At 64.5% G+C, this 16,569-nt stretch carries 16 protein-coding genes; 10 read left to right on the top strand and 6 right to left on the bottom strand.

The annotated features are described in order from the left end of the window. Positions 1-12: 12 nt before the first annotated feature. Positions 13-1,038 carry an HTH-type transcriptional regulator GntR gene (gntR, locus tag FOY53_RS04005; RefSeq protein WP_146585957.1) on the bottom strand — a complete coding sequence of 342 codons (1,026 nt, stop codon included), beginning with the start codon at positions 1,036-1,038 and terminating at the stop codon, positions 13-15. A 142-nt stretch (positions 1,039-1,180) separates the two neighbouring features. Between gntR and FOY53_RS04000 the strand changes: the two genes are divergently transcribed. The 4 genes from FOY53_RS04000 (at position 1,181) to FOY53_RS03985 (ending at position 4,661) form a co-directional block, all read left to right on the top strand. Further along, entirely contained in the window at positions 1,181-1,663 is a 483-nt protein-coding gene (locus tag FOY53_RS04000; RefSeq protein WP_281289548.1) for a gluconokinase, read from the top strand. Between the two features lie 35 nt (positions 1,664-1,698). Further along, the gene (locus tag FOY53_RS03995; RefSeq protein ID WP_146585953.1) at positions 1,699-2,706 is read left to right on the top strand and encodes a TRAP transporter substrate-binding protein; all 1,008 of its coding nucleotides are present in this window, start codon (positions 1,699-1,701) and stop codon (positions 2,704-2,706) included. Between the two features lie 87 nt (positions 2,707-2,793). After that, the gene (locus FOY53_RS03990; RefSeq protein ID WP_146585951.1) at positions 2,794-3,345 is read left to right on the top strand and encodes a TRAP transporter small permease subunit; all 552 of its coding nucleotides are present in this window, start codon (positions 2,794-2,796) and stop codon (positions 3,343-3,345) included. Then, complete coding sequence (locus FOY53_RS03985) at positions 3,345-4,661, top strand: TRAP transporter large permease (protein ID WP_146585948.1); 1,317 nt, start codon at positions 3,345-3,347, stop codon at positions 4,659-4,661. Before FOY53_RS03990 ends, FOY53_RS03985 begins: the two co-directional genes overlap by 1 nt. A 182-nt stretch (positions 4,662-4,843) precedes the next feature. On the opposite strand, the gene FOY53_RS03980 is transcribed toward FOY53_RS03985, so the two are convergent. From FOY53_RS03980 to FOY53_RS03960, 5 genes are all read right to left on the bottom strand, one after another. After that, a complete protein-coding gene (locus tag FOY53_RS03980; RefSeq protein ID WP_146585946.1) occupies positions 4,844-5,476 on the bottom strand; it encodes a class I SAM-dependent methyltransferase in 633 nt (210 codons plus the stop codon). Between the two features lie 4 nt (positions 5,477-5,480). Continuing rightward, positions 5,481-6,233 (bottom strand): CDP-diacylglycerol--serine O-phosphatidyltransferase, encoded by a 753-nt coding sequence (pssA, locus tag FOY53_RS03975; RefSeq protein ID WP_146585944.1) that lies wholly within the window; start codon positions 6,231-6,233, stop codon positions 5,481-5,483. A gap of 3 nt (positions 6,234-6,236) precedes the next feature. Then, positions 6,237-6,929, bottom strand: coding sequence for a phosphatidylserine decarboxylase (locus tag FOY53_RS03970; RefSeq protein ID WP_146585942.1), 693 nt, complete (start codon positions 6,927-6,929; stop codon positions 6,237-6,239). Positions 6,930-7,188: 259 nt separating this feature from the next. Continuing rightward, positions 7,189-8,304 carry a THUMP domain-containing class I SAM-dependent RNA methyltransferase gene (locus FOY53_RS03965; protein ID WP_146585940.1) on the bottom strand — a complete coding sequence of 372 codons (1,116 nt, stop codon included), beginning with the start codon at positions 8,302-8,304 and terminating at the stop codon, positions 7,189-7,191. A gap of 50 nt (positions 8,305-8,354) precedes the next feature. Continuing rightward, positions 8,355-9,539 carry a cytochrome P450 gene (locus tag FOY53_RS03960; RefSeq protein WP_146585938.1) on the bottom strand — a complete coding sequence of 395 codons (1,185 nt, stop codon included), beginning with the start codon at positions 9,537-9,539 and terminating at the stop codon, positions 8,355-8,357. A gap of 137 nt (positions 9,540-9,676) precedes the next feature. On the opposite strand from FOY53_RS03960, the gene FOY53_RS03955 reads away from it, so the two are divergent. From FOY53_RS03955 to FOY53_RS03930, 6 genes are all read left to right on the top strand, one after another. Then, positions 9,677-10,471 carry a GntR family transcriptional regulator gene (locus FOY53_RS03955; protein ID WP_146585936.1) on the top strand — a complete coding sequence of 265 codons (795 nt, stop codon included), beginning with the start codon at positions 9,677-9,679 and terminating at the stop codon, positions 10,469-10,471. Positions 10,472-10,621: 150 nt separating this feature from the next. Further along, positions 10,622-11,665 carry a TRAP transporter substrate-binding protein gene (locus FOY53_RS03950; protein ID WP_146585934.1) on the top strand — a complete coding sequence of 348 codons (1,044 nt, stop codon included), beginning with the start codon at positions 10,622-10,624 and terminating at the stop codon, positions 11,663-11,665. After that, a complete protein-coding gene (locus tag FOY53_RS03945) occupies positions 11,666-12,178 on the top strand; it encodes a TRAP transporter small permease (RefSeq protein WP_246107273.1) in 513 nt (170 codons plus the stop codon). After that, positions 12,178-13,533 carry a TRAP transporter large permease gene (locus FOY53_RS03940; protein ID WP_146585932.1) on the top strand — a complete coding sequence of 452 codons (1,356 nt, stop codon included), beginning with the start codon at positions 12,178-12,180 and terminating at the stop codon, positions 13,531-13,533. The genes FOY53_RS03945 and FOY53_RS03940 overlap by 1 nt, the downstream gene beginning before the upstream one ends. Before the next feature lie 3 nt (positions 13,534-13,536). Further along, positions 13,537-15,234, top strand: coding sequence for a thiamine pyrophosphate-requiring protein (locus FOY53_RS03935; RefSeq protein ID WP_146585930.1), 1,698 nt, complete (start codon positions 13,537-13,539; stop codon positions 15,232-15,234). A 249-nt stretch (positions 15,235-15,483) separates the two neighbouring features. Then, on the top strand, positions 15,484-16,563 hold the full coding sequence (locus FOY53_RS03930) for a hypothetical protein (RefSeq protein ID WP_146585928.1): 1,080 nt from the start codon (positions 15,484-15,486) through the stop codon (positions 16,561-16,563). Positions 16,564-16,569 lie beyond the last annotated feature (6 nt).

The following is a 16,569-nucleotide window of genomic DNA, read 5'->3' as shown; positions in this document are numbered from 1 at the left end:
TGGACCGGGTTTTCAGCGCAGGGTGCTTTGCCGCACGATCAGTTCGTAACCAAGGTTCACAAGCCGCTGTTCCGGTTCCTGTCCGTTCAACCGGGCCAGCAACATTTCACTGCCCTGTTGGCCCATTTGCTGGCGGAAGGTCCGCACGCTGCTCACCGGAGGTTCGGCGCAGGCCATCATTTCCAGGTCGTTGAACCCGCACAGACCCAGCCGACCGGGAATCTCCATGCCCTGCCTGCGTGCCTCGAACAGCACCCCGAGCGCGAGGTCGTCATTGTTGCACAGCACGGCGTCTGTCTCTGGTGCGCGGGCAAGCAGTTCGGCAAACAGCCGCGCGCCCAGGCTGACGTTGGACGGGTCGGCCGTGGTCAGCACCCGCGCCTCGCTGAACACGCCGGCTTCGGTCGTGGCGGCGCGGTAGCCCTGAAACCGGCGCTGTGACCGGGGATCCATCCGGGCGCCGATGAACGCGGGCGCGCGGTATCCCTGGGCGATCAGATGCCGGGTGGCCGCGCCCGCCGCGTCGAAGTGCGAAAACCCCACCATCATGTCCACCGGATTGCCGCCGGTCTCCATGATCTGCACAATCGGGCATCCGGCGGTTTCGAGCAGCCTGCGCGCTGCCGGGCTCTGGTCAAAGCCGGTCACGATCAGACCGGCGGGCCTCTGGCTCAGGAACACCCGAAGCAGCGCTTCTTCCTTGGCGGCGTTGTAGCGCGAGTTGCCCAGCTGAATGTCGTAGGCCGTGCCTTCGAGCGTGTCGTAGATCCCGGTGAGCACATCGGAAAACACGTTGTTGGTGATGGACGGAATGATGACGCCGATCACGTTGCTGCGCCGCGACGCCAGCGCCCGCGCGGCCGGGTCCGGCACATAGCCCAGTTCGCCCACCGCCTCGGCGATGCGCTTGCGCAGGGGTTCGGAAACCATGTCGGGCCGTCGCAAGGCGCGCGACACCGTGATGGCGCTGACGCCGACGCGGGCCGCGACATCGGCCAGCGTCGTCCGGCGGCTGTGTGGAGGCACGTCGTCGGTCATCTGCCGGCAGCGGTGGAGGTCTGGTGAGATTTCATGGTTCAAAGCTATCCTTGACGAATGACAGCGCTGTCAAGTAATGACAGCGCTGTCATAGGCGAGAATGTGACATTGATTCGGAGGAAACGTGCGGCATCTGTTGGTCATGGGCGTCTGTGGAACCGGTAAGTCCACTGTGGCAAAGGCACTGTCCGACAGGTTGGGCGCGGCCTATGTCGAGGCGGACGCCTTTCATTCCGCCGAAGCGGTTGCGCGCATGGCCTCTGGTCTGCCGCTGACAGACGCCCACCGTTGGGACTGGCTTGACCGGATCGCCACGGCGGCGCAGGCCGAACCCGGACGCGCCGTCATCGCCTGTTCGGCGCTCAAGGCAGTGTACCGCGACAGGCTTGCCGCGACCTTGCCGGGGCTTGCGGTCATCTACCTTCACGGCACGAAAAAGCTGCTCGCCGACCGCATGGCCGCGCGCGCCGATCACTTCATGCCGGCCAGCCTGCTGGAAAGCCAGTTTGCCGATCTTGAACCACCGTCGGGACCCGAAGTTCTGGCCATCGATGTGGCCCTTGCACGCGACGAAGTTGTCGCGCGGGCCAGTGACTTTGCCAACACCGTGCTCGGCACGGAGTAATACCTGAAACCAACGTCATCATGGGAGGAAAAGACATGAGACATTTCACACTTACGGCCATCCTGGCCGCCACCGTCGCCACGGGCGCCTGGGCGCAGGACATGACCCTGCGGTTCCAGTCGTCGGACCCGGCCGGCAATCCCAACTTCCTGCTGCAGCAGGACTGGGCCAAGCTGGTCGCGGAAAAGACCGGCGGGTCCATCGCCATCGACCTGCTGCCGGTGGAATCCATCGTTGCGCACAACGAAACCCAGGACGCGATTGCCGCGGGCATTCTGGACGGCCACATCACCGACACCTCGTACTTCTCGGGCAAGGACCCGGCCTTTGGCCTGATCGCCAACCCGGTCGGTGCCTGGGGCGCGCCGCAGGAAATGTTCGACTTCATGTACGAGGGCGGCGGTGCTGAGCTGTTGAACGATCTGGTCGAACCCTACGGCCTGCACTTCATCGGCGCGACCACGCCCGGGCTCGAAGCCTTTGTGTCCAAGGTGCCGCTTGACGGTGTCGCGGATCTCAAGGGGCTGAAGATGCGTGCCCCCGAAGGTCTGGTCCAGCAGGTCTTTGCTGCGGCCGGCGCCGCGCCGGTGAACCTGCCCGGGTCCGAGGTCTTCACCTCGCTCGACAAGGGTGTGATCGACGCGGCGGACTATACCGTGTTCTCGACCAACCAGGCGCAGGGCATGCATGACGTTGCCACGCACCCGATCTACCCCGGCTTCCATTCGATGCCGCTGGTCGAGATTTCGATGAACAAGGCCAAGTGGGAGTCGCTGAGCGACGAACAGCGCGCCGCACTGGAAGAGTCGGTCAAGGAATTCGGCCAGATGCAGGTTGCTGCGTTGAAGGAAGCGGATGAGGCAGCCGTTGCCGACGCCAAGGCCGGTGGCAAGATCACCGTGCATGACTGGTCGGCCGAAGAGCGCGCCAAGTTCCGCCAGATCGCCCAGGGCGAATGGGAGAAGGTCGCCGAACGCTCGGAAAGCGCCCGGAAGGTCTATGACGCGCTGACCAAATACCTCAAGGACGCCGGACTGATGTAAGGCCCGGCCTCCGGGCCAGTTTGGCGGGCCGGCCCCCGGGGGTCGGCCCGTTTTGATAGTACGACAGGGATCACAGGGGGACACCGGATGACTGATTTACCTGAAACCGTTCACCGCGATGAAGGCGGTCCGATTGCCGAGGCGGGTCTGCTGGGCCGCTGGATTTCTGCGGGGGGGCTGATTTTCGCCATCGGCATCGTTGCCGCGATGCTGATCCTGATTCAGGAAGTCGTTCTGCGGTATTTCTTCAACGCGCCGACCAACTGGGCGCATGAGACCACGATTTTCCTGTCCGGCATCGCCTTTGTCTATGGCGGACTGTACTGCACCGCCCGCGACAGCCACATCCGCGTGGTGCTGATCTATGACGCGATCCCGCCGGGCCCGCGCCGCATTTTCGATATCGTGATTTCGCTGGTCTGTGCTGCCGCAAGCCTGATGTTTGCCTGGGCGGCCTGGCTGATGGTCGCGCGCGCGGCATTCACACCCCAGGGTGATTTTCGGCTCGAACGCTCGGGCAGCGCCTGGGACCCGGTCTATCCGGGACTGATGAAGATCTTTCTGCTGGTGGTGATGAGCGTGATGGCGCTGCAATTTCTGATCCTTGCCTGGAACTATGCTCGCGGAGTCAAACGCTGATGGAAATTTTCGGATCCCTTCAGGCCCTGGGGGTCGAGGGCGGCACCTTCCTGATGTTCGCCATGCTGCTGCTTTTGCTGGTCACCGGCATTCCGCTGGCCTTCGTGACACTGCTTGTGGCGCTGATCTTTGCTGTTGGCTGGTTCGGCCCGATGGCGGTGCCGCTGATCACCAGCCGGGTCTATTCCTTTGTCTCGAGCTTTGTCTTTGTATCGGTCCCGATGTTCGTGCTGATGGCGGCGATCCTCGACCGGTCGGGCATCGCACGCGATCTGTTCGACGCGATGAAGCTTGTCGGCGGCCGCCTGCGCGGCGGCGTCGCGATCCAGACGATCATTGTCGCTGTGGTTCTGGCGGCGATGTCGGGCATCATCGGCGGAGAGATCGTTCTGCTGGGCCTGATCGCACTGCCGCAGATGCTCCGGCTGGGGTATGACCGGCGGCTTGCCATCGGCGTGGTCTGTGCGGGGGGCGCACTGGGCACCATGGTGCCGCCGTCGATCGTGCTGATCATCTACGGGCTGACGGCCAACGTCTCGATCGGGGCGCTGTTCACCGCCTCGTTCCTGCCGGGGCTGATGCTGGCGGGCTTTTACGTCGCCTATGTGCTGATCCGTGCCTATCTCAACCCGTCGGTTGCGCCGATCATGGAAGCGGACACAACCCCCACGTCGGAAAAGATCAAGCTGCTCAAGGGCCTGATCCTGCCGATACTCGTGGTCATCGGCGTGCTGGGTTCGATCTATGGCGGCATCGCCTCGGTGACCGAGGCGTCGGCCGTCGGGGTGCTCGGCGTGACGCTGTCGACGATCATCCGTGGCGAATTCACCCTGTCGCTGATGAAGGGCGCAGCCCTTCAGACCCTGCAGACCGTGGGCATGATCGTCTGGATCGGCATTGGCGCCTCGGCGCTGGTCGGGGTGTTCAACCTGATGGGCGGGATCAACTTCATCTCGCAGCTGATCACCGGAATCTCGGACAGCCCGCTGGTGATCCTGCTGTTCATGATGCTGATCCTGTTTGTGCTCGGCATGTTCCTTGACTGGGTCGGGATCGCACTTCTGGCGATGCCGGTGTTTGTGCCGATCATCGTGGATCTGGGGTATGACCCGGTCTGGTTCGGGGTGTTGTTCTGCATGAACATGCAGGTCAGTTTCCTGTCGCCCCCGTTTGGCCCGGCGGCATTCTACCTGAAATCCGTGGCACCACCGGACATCTCACTGGGCGAGATCTTCAGGTCGCTGCTGCCGTTCATCTGCCTGCAGATCCTGGCACTGGCTGTGCTGATCGCCTTTCCGGGGATCACCGGGCGATAGGACGCGTCCTCGCACGCACACCAGAGGGGAGGGCTGCGGCCTTCCCCTTTTGCGTTCAGACCTCGGGGGGCGACCAGCGGGCAGCCCTCAACCGCGCATTGCCGTCCGGCAATGGCACAGGGGGCTGTGTCCATGGCTGTCAATGCTGCGGGATACTGCCGGGCAGGCCCGGCGGCGGGCTGTCAGGACACCACGTGCGCGGACTTTTCCAGCACCAGAAAGGTCATCACGCCCATGGGGGGCAGGGATCTGCGTTCCACCACTGTCAGAGTGGGGTTCGCCAGCACCGTCGAGATGCAGAAATCCGAGTGCCACCCCAGCAGTTCCGAGAACGGCGCGCTCAGCTTTTCGACCACAGCCAGAATGCCCTTGTCGCTGGCAAAGTGGTTGGTGATCACGATCTTGCCGCCGGGTTTGCAGACCCGCGCCATCTCGGACACCACCCGTTCGGGTTCGGGCACCACCGAGACGATGTGCATCGCGGTCACGACGTCGAAGTGATCGTCGGGAAAGTCCAGCGACCGGGCATCCATCTGACGCAGGTCCGCCACATGGTCCAGCGCGTCCTCGTCGACGCGGCGCCGGGCCTTTTTCAGCATGTCCTCGCTGAAGTCGATGCCGGTCACCTTCAGGTCGTTGCGATAGTAAGGCAGGGCAAGGCCGGTGCCGACACCTACCTCGAGCACGGATTCGACCGGCTGGCTGTTGATGTAGCGCACCGTTGCGTGGCGACCGGCGCGGGTCAGGGCGCCAAAGGTGCGATCATAGACAGGCGCCCAGCGGGCGTAGGAAGATTTGACAGCGTCGATGTCCATGCAGTTATCCTTGCCCGCGCTTCGGGGTCTTGCCCGGGCGCAGAGCCCAGATAACGGTTGCGGCGTAGCCGATGCTCAGCAAGGCCAGCGTCGCCCAGAGATAGGTCAGGAGTGCGGCAATCAAGAGCACGAAGCCGACAACGACGAATTTTGCGTCGCGCCGCGAGACAGCGATCTTCTTGAAAGAATACGTCGGGATGTTGCTGATCATCAGCAATCCGACCGCCACCACATACCCGGCAAGCACTTCGACCGGCAGGCGCGGCATGTCCGGGAACAGAAACGCAACGAACATCGGCAACATCACCAGAAACGCCCCTGCCGGTGACGGCACACCAACGAAAAAGCTTTTGTCAGCGGTGTCGTCCGCGTCCTTGCTGGTGACGTTGAACCGGGCCAGGCGCAGCACGCAGCAGATCGCATAGACCAGCACCGCGATCCAGCCGGCGCCACGCCAGTGCTGCAGGGCCCAGACGTGTACGATCAGCGCCGGGGCCACCCCGAAGTTCAGGAAATCGGCCAGAGAGTCGAGTTCGGCGCCGATCTTGGATTCGCTCTTGAGCATCCGGGCAAGGCGCCCGTCCAGACCGTCCAGAACCGCTGCCAGCAGGATCAGCCGCACAGCGCGTTCGAAATCGGACTGAAAGCCAAAGCGAATCGCGGTCAGTCCGGCGCAGATGGCGGCGATGGTCATGAGGTTGGGCAGCAGTTGGACAAGCTGCAGATCGCCCTTCTGGCCCGGTACGTCGTCCCTCATCCGTTAACCCGTGCGTCCGACGCGGGCCGGTTCGTCCGACAGGAGATCTGCAAGCACGGTTTCGCCTGCCACCATGGTCTGACCGATGTTCACCATCGGCGGCACGCCGTCGGGAAGATAGACATCCAGCCGCGACCCGAAACGGATCAGGCCAAAGCGCTGCCCGGTGAGGATCTCGGTGCCCGGCGTGACGAAACAGACGATCCGGCGCGCCACGAGGCCCGCGATCTGCACGACGGCGATCTGGCGGCCGTCTTCCATGTCGATGCACAGGCTGTTGCGTTCATTGTCTTCGCTGGCCTTGTCGAGCGAGGCGTTCAGGAACTTGCCCGGCCGGTAGGCGATGGCGCTGATGCGGCCCGCGACCGGGGCGCGGTTCACATGGCAGTTGAACACGTTCATGAACACGCTCACCCGGGTCAGCGGCTGGTCGGACATGCCCAGCTCGGCGGGGGGCACCGCCGGTTCGATCAGGGACACCACACCGTCTGCGGGGCTGACGATCAGCCCGGCGCGGGTCGGCGTCGTGCGCTGCGGATCGCGAAAGAAGTAATAGCACCAGATGGTCAGGCCCAGACCGACCCAGCCCAGCACCTCCCAGACCAGGAACAGAACCACGGTGATGGCGGCGAATATCGCCACAAACCGGCGCCCCTCGGGGTGCATGGGCTTGATGAAGGTGTCGCGCATTTTCATGTCAGCATGTCGCCCGTTGTCGATACATGGTCGCTTCCTACTCTGATGTGGTGACAGGGTACAACGCGTTTGTTCAGGCGGGCCGGGTCCGGCGGCGATGAAACGCTGTCGGATGCACGCAAAGCAGGCGCCGACGCGCAGATCCTGTTCACCGAGGCCGGTCGGACAGCACCCGTGGCTGGTTTCCGTCAGCTCGCCCCTGTGGAGGGTCACGAAAATATGACCGCTCCGGTCCGCTTGCCGCCCCTGACACGGTGGTTCAGCGCAGCGGTTCCGTCTGCAACAGCTGGATGCGCAGGCCGCCGTGCGACACCGGCGGCAGCGGCGTGGTGAAGGGCAGGGCCGCCGCCTTGGCAAGCCCCAGGTCGGTTGTGACCATGCCGACGCGCCAGCCTTTGAACCGCTCGAGCAGAGTCTTGCCAAGCGCGCCATAGACCGCAAACAAGAGCTTTTTCTCGCCGATCCGGGTGCCATAGGGCGGATTGACCATGACCAGGCCCGGGCGGCCCTCGGGGCGGATCAGATCGCTGACCGCGTTGTGCCGGAAGCTGGCGATATCCTGCACCCCCGCACGTTCGGCGTTTGCGGTGCTCATGCGGATTGCGCCGGTGTCGCGGTCGCTGCCGAAATAGCGGCTGTCCGGGGTGCGGGGCGTGGCGGCGCCGCGCATCTGTGCCCAAAGCGCGGGATCAAAGCTCGCGAACTGTTCAAAGGCAAAGGTGCGGGATCGTCCGGGATACAGCCCGCGGGCGATTTCCGCCGCTTCGATGACGAAAGTGCCGGAGCCACACATCGGGTCGACCACCGGCTCGCTGCCGCTGTAGCCGCATTGGCGCAGGAACAGCGCGGCCAGGGTTTCGCGAATCGGAGCCTTGCCCACCGCTTCTTTGTGGCCGCGCCTGTGCAGCGGTTCGCCGGAGGTGTCGAGCGAAAATGTGCAAAGGTCATCCTCGATCCGCGCCATCAGCCGCAGCGGGGCATCGGCGGCAATCGTCGCGCCAAGGCTTTCCTTCAGGGCGGTTTCGATCCGCTGGGTGGCGGCACCGGCGTGGTAGATGCGCGACGCCTTGCAGCTGACGTCGACGCGGATCGGCACATCGGGGCGCAGCACTTCGGCCCAGGGAAATTTGCGCGCCCGCTTGTCCAGCTGGGCCAGATGCATCACCCGGATCGCGCCGATCCGCGCAAGGACGCGCGATGCCCCTCTCAGGGTCAGGTTGGCGCGCCACACCTCGGGCCAGCCGCCGGTGAAGGTGACGCCGCCCGGCGTCACAACCGCGCCGTCAAACCCCTTTTCCCGCGCTTCGGCGCACAGCAGGGATTCGAGGCCCGGGGGGGCGACAAGGAAGATTTCAAAAGGTGTGGCGTTGCTCATGGCGCCCTGAGTAGCGTCAAAGCCGGGCCGCTTCGAGGCCTATCTTGCTGTCACGACAGGATCACCGGCAGCGAGGTCGGTCCGCGAAAGCCAAATCCGCGCCAGAGCACCTTTTCCGGCGCCACCAGCCGGATGTCCGGGAAGCGTTCGAACAGCAGCGGCAGCATCACCACGCCGACCGCACGCCGGGCCACATGTGTGCCCTGACAGAAGTGGGGCCCGTTGCCAAAGGCCTGATGCGGGTTCTTGTCCCGATAGACGACAAACGCCTCGCCGTTGTCATACAGGTCTTCATCGCGGTTGGCCGAAGCCTGAATCGTCATCACGGTGTCACCTTTGGGGATCCTGCAACCGCGGATCTCGGTGTCTTCGGTGACCAGACGCGACGAGGCCTGAATGGGGGCGACCCAGCGCACGCCTTCTTCGAACGCCTTGCTCCAGTCGGCATTCGCGCGCACCTGTTCAAGCTGATCCGGATTGGTGAGCAGGCCGTACAGGATGGTGCACAGCGCGTCGCGCGGTTCGTTGATGCCGCCGCCGATGGCGATCTTGATGTTGGCGTAGATCTGGCTTTTGGGAATCGGGCGATCGGCGTTGAGCATCACCGACAGGGCCGAGTTGTTGGGCTCGGCCCGGTGACGCGCGCTGATCCGGTCGAACAGCGCGTCCATTTCGGCATTGGCGATGTCGGTCTTTTCAAAGGGTTCCGGCCGCCAGCCGAAGTTGCCCGCGCCGTCGATCAGCACTTGCGACCAACGGATCATTTCGGCATCCGACGCCTCTTCCGTGCCCAGCAGCACGGCAAGGCCGCGCGCGGCATAGGGCGCGGCAAGCAGGCTGAACAGGTCGACCGGTTCGTTCCGCGGCAACCGGTCGAGGTAGGCTTCGGCAATCTCGCGGTACTTGGGGACCCACTCGGTCTGGATGACCCGGGGATTGAAGGCCGGCGCCATGGCGTCGCGTTCGCATTTGTGCGCGTCGCCATCCTTGCGCATCAGCGTCTGCGCCAGAAAGGCGCGCTGCATCGGCGTGTTCGGGTCGTCCGAGCTGAACAGGCCGGGATTGTCCTTGACGTACTTGGTGTCCTCGGCACGGGTCAGAAGGGTGCGGCCGACGGACTGAACCCGCAGCACCGGCGATTCCGCACGCAGCCGACGGTAGATCGGATAGGGGTCTTCATCCAGTTGCTGGATGCTGATCGAGGTGTCGAGCGGGGCAAGGGGGGCGTCGGTCACGGTGGCGATTCCCAATCTGACTGGTTTGGGAAAGCTAGGCCGGTCGCAGATAAATGTCGACAATTATAATCTTGGCCTACCATATTTTTGCTATCATGTGGACGAGATGGCGATTTTCATGTGACAGATGAAAATTAATGTATACAAACATCCTCAGAGGACGCGAGGGGACCGGTGTGGCCGAAGCCGAAAAGAAGATCAGTTATCAGCGCGCCGTCATGGGCCTGCGCGAGCGGATCCTCACCGGCGCGCTCGCCGTGGGGGACCGGGTGTCAGAGGTTGCGCTGGCCCGGGATCTCGGGGTGTCCCGCACACCCCTGCGCGAGGCGATGTCGGAGCTGGTAGAGCAGGGCCTGCTGGAAAAGATGCCCACCGGCGGGTGCATGGTGCGCAGCCTGACCCGCGCCGACGTCGAGGATGGAATCGAGCTGCGCGGAACGCTCGAAGGTCTGGCCTGTCGGCTTGCTGCGGAGCGCGGCGTGTCCGGGGACCGGCTTGCCGCCTGCGATGCGCTTCTGGACAGGATCGACGTCGCGCTCGGGCGGAGTGCCGAGAATACGGATTTCGAACTGTACATGGATCTGAACGCGCAGTTTCATCACGCCCTGGCGCAACTTGGGGGCAGCGCGGTGGTGCTGCGGGAGCTTGAACGTGTGACCAACATGCCGATGGCGGGGCCCAGTGCCTTTTTGCAGGGGCAGGCGGTGATCCCGCAGACCCTGCGTTCGCTGCTGGTGGCACAGGACCACCACCGCTCGATCGTCGATGCCATTCGCCAGCGCGAGGGCGCGCGCGCCGAGGCGCTGGCGCGCGAACATGCCCGCCTTGCCCTGCGCAACCTGAATTTCTTTCTGGGTGAGGGGGCCAGACATTCAGCGCGGATTCCGGGAATCGCGCTGATGGCGGACGTCGGCACGCGCGGGGTGGGCTAGCCTGAAATTATAAATCACGGCATGATTGATATTTGCCGGTCACGCGCCGGAAAGGGTATCGATCACAACAAGTGTGGTGCCGGACAAGGACCGGCCTGCATAAAAGCAGAGAACAAGACCCGCAATCGGGAAACATCCAGGGAGGATACAATGAAGAGACGCACGATGATGGGGGCGATGGCGGGAACAGCCGTTGCCATGACCTTGGCCAGCGCCGCCGCGGCGCAGGATTACACATTCCGGCTGCACCACCTGCTCGGCGCACGGTCGCCGGCGCAGACCGAGATGCTCGAGCCCTGGGCCAAGCAGGTCGAGGAAAATTCCGGCGGGCAGGTCAAGATCGAGATCTTTCCGGCGATGACCCTGGGCGGGCGCCCCCCCGAACTGGTGCAGCAGGCGCGCGACGGTGTCGTCGACCTGATCTGGACGGTGAACGGCTATACCCCCGGTCTGTTCCCGCGGACCGAGGTGATGGAACTGCCAACGGTGTTCAAGAACGATCCAAGGGCGGCCAATCTGGCGCTGTTCGACATGTTCGAAAGTGATCTCAAGGACGACTACAAAGGCCTTGAGGTGATGTTCCTGCATGTCCACGCCGGTCAGGCCATCCACATGGTCGACAAGGAAGTGCGCGCACCCGCCGATCTGGCCGGGACCAAGTTGCGTATTCCGACCCGGACCGGTGCCTGGGTGATCGAGGCGCTGGGTGCATCCCCGATCGGCATGCCGGTGCCGGAACTGCCGCCGGCGCTGCAGAAAAAGGTGGTGGACGGAGCGCTGATCCCGTTCGAGATCATTCCGCCGCTGGCGATCCAGGACCAGACCCAATACCAGATCGAAGGCTTCGAAGAAGAGCGTCTGGGCACAACCACCTTCCAGGTCTCGATGAACGGCGACCGCTGGGCCGGGCTGCCCGACGATATCAAGAAGGCGTTCAAGGATGCCTCCGGACGCGACTGGTGGGGCAAGGTGGGCGATGTCTGGCGCGGCACCGATGACTTTGGCCTCAAGATCGCGACCGACGCGGGCAACACCCATATCGAACTGACCGAAGCCGAGACACAGGCGTTCCGCGACGCGGTGGCACCTGTTGTGGACCGCTGGATCGCGGATGTTGCGGGCAGCGGTATCGATGGCGCCGCTCTGGTCGAAAAGGCACGCAAACTGGTCGCGGACAACGCGGGCAGCATGTAAGTGACCGACCCCCTGAACAGGAGCCGCACCGGCTGGACCGGTGCGGCTGTCCGTGTGATCACCCTCTGGGCCCTGTTGGGCGGTGCGCTGCTGTTTGCGGTGGTTCTGATGAACGTGGCGTCCATACTGGGGGCCATCATCGGCCGTCCCGTGCCGGGGGATTTCGAACTGACCGAGTTGGGCGTCGCAATCGCGGTCTTTGCCTTTCTGCCCTACACCCAGGTGTCGGACGGTAATGTGACGGCCGACATCTTCACCTCGGGGGCCGGGCCGCGCACTGTGGCCTGTCTCAAGCTGGTGGGCGCGGTGATCGCCTTTGGGTTTGCGCTGCTGCTGCTGTGGCGCATGTATGCCGGCATGGGGGATCAGCGTGCGTATGGCTATACCACCACCATCCTGCAGGTTCCGGTCTGGCTGGCGTTCCTGCCGATCCTGGTGTCCCTGGCCCTGCTGGCGCTGGCGGCGCTGGTGTCGCTGCGTGACCATGCCGCGGTGCTGAGAGGAACAACCTGATGGATCCGATCACACTGGGGTTCACGGCGCTGGCCATTCTGGTCGCGCTGATCGCCATCCGCATCCCCATCGGTTACGCGATGATCCTTGTCGGCGGCGTCGGGGTGGCGCTGCTGAACGGACCCGCGCTGCTGCTCAACCAGCTCAAGACGCTCGCCTATGGCCAGTTCTCGATCTACGACCTGACGGTCGTGCCGATGTTCATCCTGATGGGCGCGCTGGCCTCCAAGGCAGGGCTGAGCACTGCCCTGTTCCGCTGCGCCAACGCCTGGCTGGGGCGGATGCGCGGCGGCACGGCGATGGCAGCGATCGCGGCCTGTGCAGGCTTTGGCGCGGTCTGCGGCTCGTCGCTTGCCACCGCGTCGACCATGGGGCGCGTGGCGCTGCCGGAACTCAAGCGCTACGGTTATTCCGGCGCGCTGGCCACCGGCACGCTGGCGGCTGGCGGGGTGCTGGGTATCCTGATCCCGCCGTCGGTCGTGCTGATCATCTACGCAATCATCGTCGAGGCGAACATCGTCACCATGTTCGCCGCCGCCCTGGTGCCCGGCCTGCTGGCGGTGCTGCTGTTCATCCTGACAATCGCTATCTACGTCTGGATCCGTCCCGAGGCGGGCCCGCGCGGCGCCGGTATCGACCGCGCCGAGTTTCGCGCGGCAACGCTGGGGGTGATCCCGGTCGTGCTGATCTTTGGTGTCGTGCTGGGCGGGATCTACGGTGGTTTCTACAACCCGACCCCGGCCGCCTCGATCGGGGTGGCGCTGGTCTGGCTCTATGGCGCGCTGCGCGGTCGCATCCGGACCGCCGAACTGGTCGACAGCATTCAGGAAACCGCCAGAACCGCGGGCATGATCTATCTGATCCTGCTGGGCGCCGAACTGATGAAGATCTTCATGTCGCGCGCGGGCCTGCCGCAGGCAACGGCAGAGTGGATCATTCAGTCGGGATATGCGCCGATGACGGTGATGGTCCTGCTGCTGATCGCGCTGGTGCTGCTGGGCTGCCTGATGGACAGCCTCTCGATGATCCTGCTGGTGATCCCGTTCTTCTGGCCGGTGCTGATGGATCTGAACGGCGGCATGTACCAGGGGACCGAAGGCGCCGGGTTCGGGATGAGCACCGAAGATCTCAAGGTCTGGTTCGGCATTCTGGCGCTGATTGTCGTGGAACTGGGACTGATCACGCCACCCGTGGGGATGAACGTCTTTGTGATCTCGGCCCTGGCCAGGGACACGCCGATGATCGAAACCTTCAAAGGGGTCATGCCGTTCTTTGGTGCCGAGATCGTCCGGGTTGTGGTGCTGCTGATGTTGCCGGGTCTGTCCCTGTGGCTGCCGCGGCTGCTGGCGGGGTAGGGCATGGCCACGAGGATCACTGCCGGGGGGGCCTTGTTCCCGCGGTTGAAGGCGCTGGGTGTGGACTGTGTCTTTGCCAATTCCGGGACCGACTTTCCGCCGATCATCGAAGGTCTGGCGCAGGCGGCCGAAGCCGGAGAAGACCTGCCGCAGGCACTGGTCATGCCGCATGAACACGCGGCGATGGGCATGGCGCACGGCTATTACCTGCTGTCCGGGCGGGCGCAGGCGGTGATGCTGCACACCAACGTCGGTCTAGCGAACGGTGCCATCGGCGCGCTGAATGCGGCCTGCGACCATGTGCCGATGGTGTTGATGTCGGGCCGCACCCCGGTGACCGAGGGCGGACGGTTCGGCGCGCGCACCGTGCCCATCGGCTGGGGGCAGGAAATGCGCGATCAGACCGCACTGGTGCGCGAAGCCGCCAAGTGGGACTACGAGCTGAAGTTTCCGGAACAGGTGTCGCCGATGCTGGACCGCGCCCATGCGGTTGCCAACTCGACGCCGAAGGGGCCGGTCTATCTGTCCCTCCCGCGCGAAGTGCTGTGCGAGACCATTCCCGCCAGCGGGCTCGATGCGGCCCCGTTGCAGCGCCCGGTCCGGATCGCACCGGATGCCGCGGCTCTGGAACAGGCGGCGACGTGGCTGGCCGCGGCCAGGGCCCCGCTGGTGATCGCACAGCGCGGGGCAGGGGATGCAGCCAGTTTCGACGCCTTTGGCGCGTGGGTCGCGGACTGGGGCATTGCGGTCAGCAGCTGGTGGGCGACGCATCTGGCGCTGGCGACCGACCATCCCTGCCATGTCGGGGCTGACCCGGGCGCCGCCTTGGCGCAGGCGGACGTGGTGGTGGTTCTTGACTGTCTCGCGCCCTGGTGGCCGGACAGACACCCGCTCAGACCCGGGGCGAAGGTCATCCATATCGGACCCGACCCGCTGTTCAGCCGCTATCCCGGCCGCAGTTTTCCGGCCGATCTGTGCATCGCCGGGGAAAGCGCCGACACCCTGCCGGCCCTGATCGCCGAGATGGGGAAACATGCACGCGACACCGACGAAATCGCCGTGCGCCGCCGCCGGGTGGGTGATCTGGCGCGGGCGGATCGGGACCGGACGGCGGCGGCGGCGCGGCCCCGGGCCGACGGTGCGCTGACCAAGGCCGGAGTGAGCCGGGCCCTGGGCGCCGCGCTTGACGGTCTGCCATCCGCGGTATTTTCCGAACTGGGCTGCGTGCTGGGGGCGCTGCCGCGCCGCGACCACCGGTCCTGGTTTCAGGAACCGCACTCCGGTGGGCTGGGCTGGTGTTTTCCGGCGGCCCTGGGGGCCAGGATGGCCGCGCCCGACCGCATGGTCGTGGCGACGATGGGCGACGGATCCTACATTTTTTCCAACCCTGTCGCTTGCCACCAGATCGCGGAATCCCTTGGCATCGGCATTCTGGTTCTGGTGCTGAACAATCATGAATGGGGCGCGGTGCGTCAGTCGGTGCGCGGGCTGTATCCCGACGGCGCAGCGGCGCGGGCGAACGAGATGCCGTTGACCGGGCTGGGTCCGTCACCGGATTTTGCGGCAATTGCCGGGGCCAGCCGCGCCTGGACCGCAACCGTCCGGGACGAAGCCGGGCTGGCAAAAGCTCTGCAAGAGGCGCTGAGCGAGGTCCGCACCGGTCGCCTGGCATTGATCGACGCACAGATTCTGCCGGACTGAACCGGCGTTCCGCCAACGGCGGCACGGCGTTTCCAATCCGTGGGCAATCGTTGTAGGAATGGCGACAGTGTCCCGGCGTGCGCCCCATTGTTTCCAGCAGGCTGCCGTCAGCAGGCCGCGGAACCTGTGTGACACCGGAAATACCATAAAATTGCCGAAATCTTTGTTTAGCCGAAAGGTCGGTGCCGTCGCGTGGCCGCGCGCGACAGCCGCCGCCGAATTTATTGCCGAGAGAATGGAGATTTGCCGATGTCTGAGTCCAGCGAGAGCCGCCTGTCGCGCATCGTGACCGCCGCCGAGTCGCATTTCGGCAAGCCGGTGGTCAAGACCTCGGCGCCCGGCGGCGACGGCCGTTCGAGCTTTCGGATCCATTTCAAGGATCAGAGCGTGATTGCGACGCTCCGGCCCAACTTCCGCCGCACCCACCTCGAAGCCCATGCGCTGGAACAGATTTCGGCGCATTGCGATGACGTGCCACGGATGCTGGGTGTTGTCGGCGAAATCCTGTTCCAGTCCGATGTGGGCCGCAAGAGACTGAACGTCGAGATTGCCCGCGTCGAGGGCAGCGAGCGTCAGCACATGGCCGAAAATGCCGTCGCCGGGATCTTTCGGTTCCAGAATGCGGCGCGCGCCACGGATCTGCACACCTTTCTGCCCAATCTCGGCAGCAATGGCGAGTGGTACGAAAACTTCATCAACGCGGCCACGGCCCTGCAGCCCTACGGGCCGGGCGTCGGCAAGGACTTTGACGGGCAGGCGGTGTATGAACGGCTTGCGGTCCCGATGACGCAGTTCATCAAATGGGACTGCCGGTCCGGCAATGCCGCCATCGGCGCGGACGGCAAGCTGCGCTGGTTCGACTTTGAATACTGCGGCGTGCGCCACGGCGCCGAGGACATCGCCTGGCTGATCGGTGATGAGGCCTGGCCACTGGAACCGGACGCCATGGTCGATGTGGTGATTGATGCCTTCGATCCCAGCTGCGGCCACAGTCTCGAAGAGTATTTCCGCTATCTGTCGACCTATGTGACCTTGCACTGCATCCAGCGCTTCAAGCTGATCCTGAAAGAAGAGGCCAAGCGCGGCTGGCTGAACAAGGACCGGGTGCGCAAGTATGACGACGCCGGTGTCCACCCCGAATTTGCGGCCCACATCTGCAAGGTTGGCGCCTATTTCGCGGCTCAGGACAAGCTGACTCTGCCGCTGCGCGATGCCTTCGAGGCGGCGATGGTGAATTTTCAATATGTCACGGTGCAGGAGGCACGACGCGAAGCGCGGGAAGCGGCGCGGCTGTTGAAGAAAAAGCGCCGCCCTGTGCTGAGGGTCTGAGGGTGC

Origin of the sequence: Puniceibacterium confluentis, assembly GCF_007923445.1 — a bacterium.
Lineage (GTDB): Bacteria > Pseudomonadota > Alphaproteobacteria > Rhodobacterales > Rhodobacteraceae > Puniceibacterium > Puniceibacterium confluentis.
Note: the sequence above shows the minus strand (reverse complement) of the source record. Positions and strands in the feature narration are given on the sequence as shown.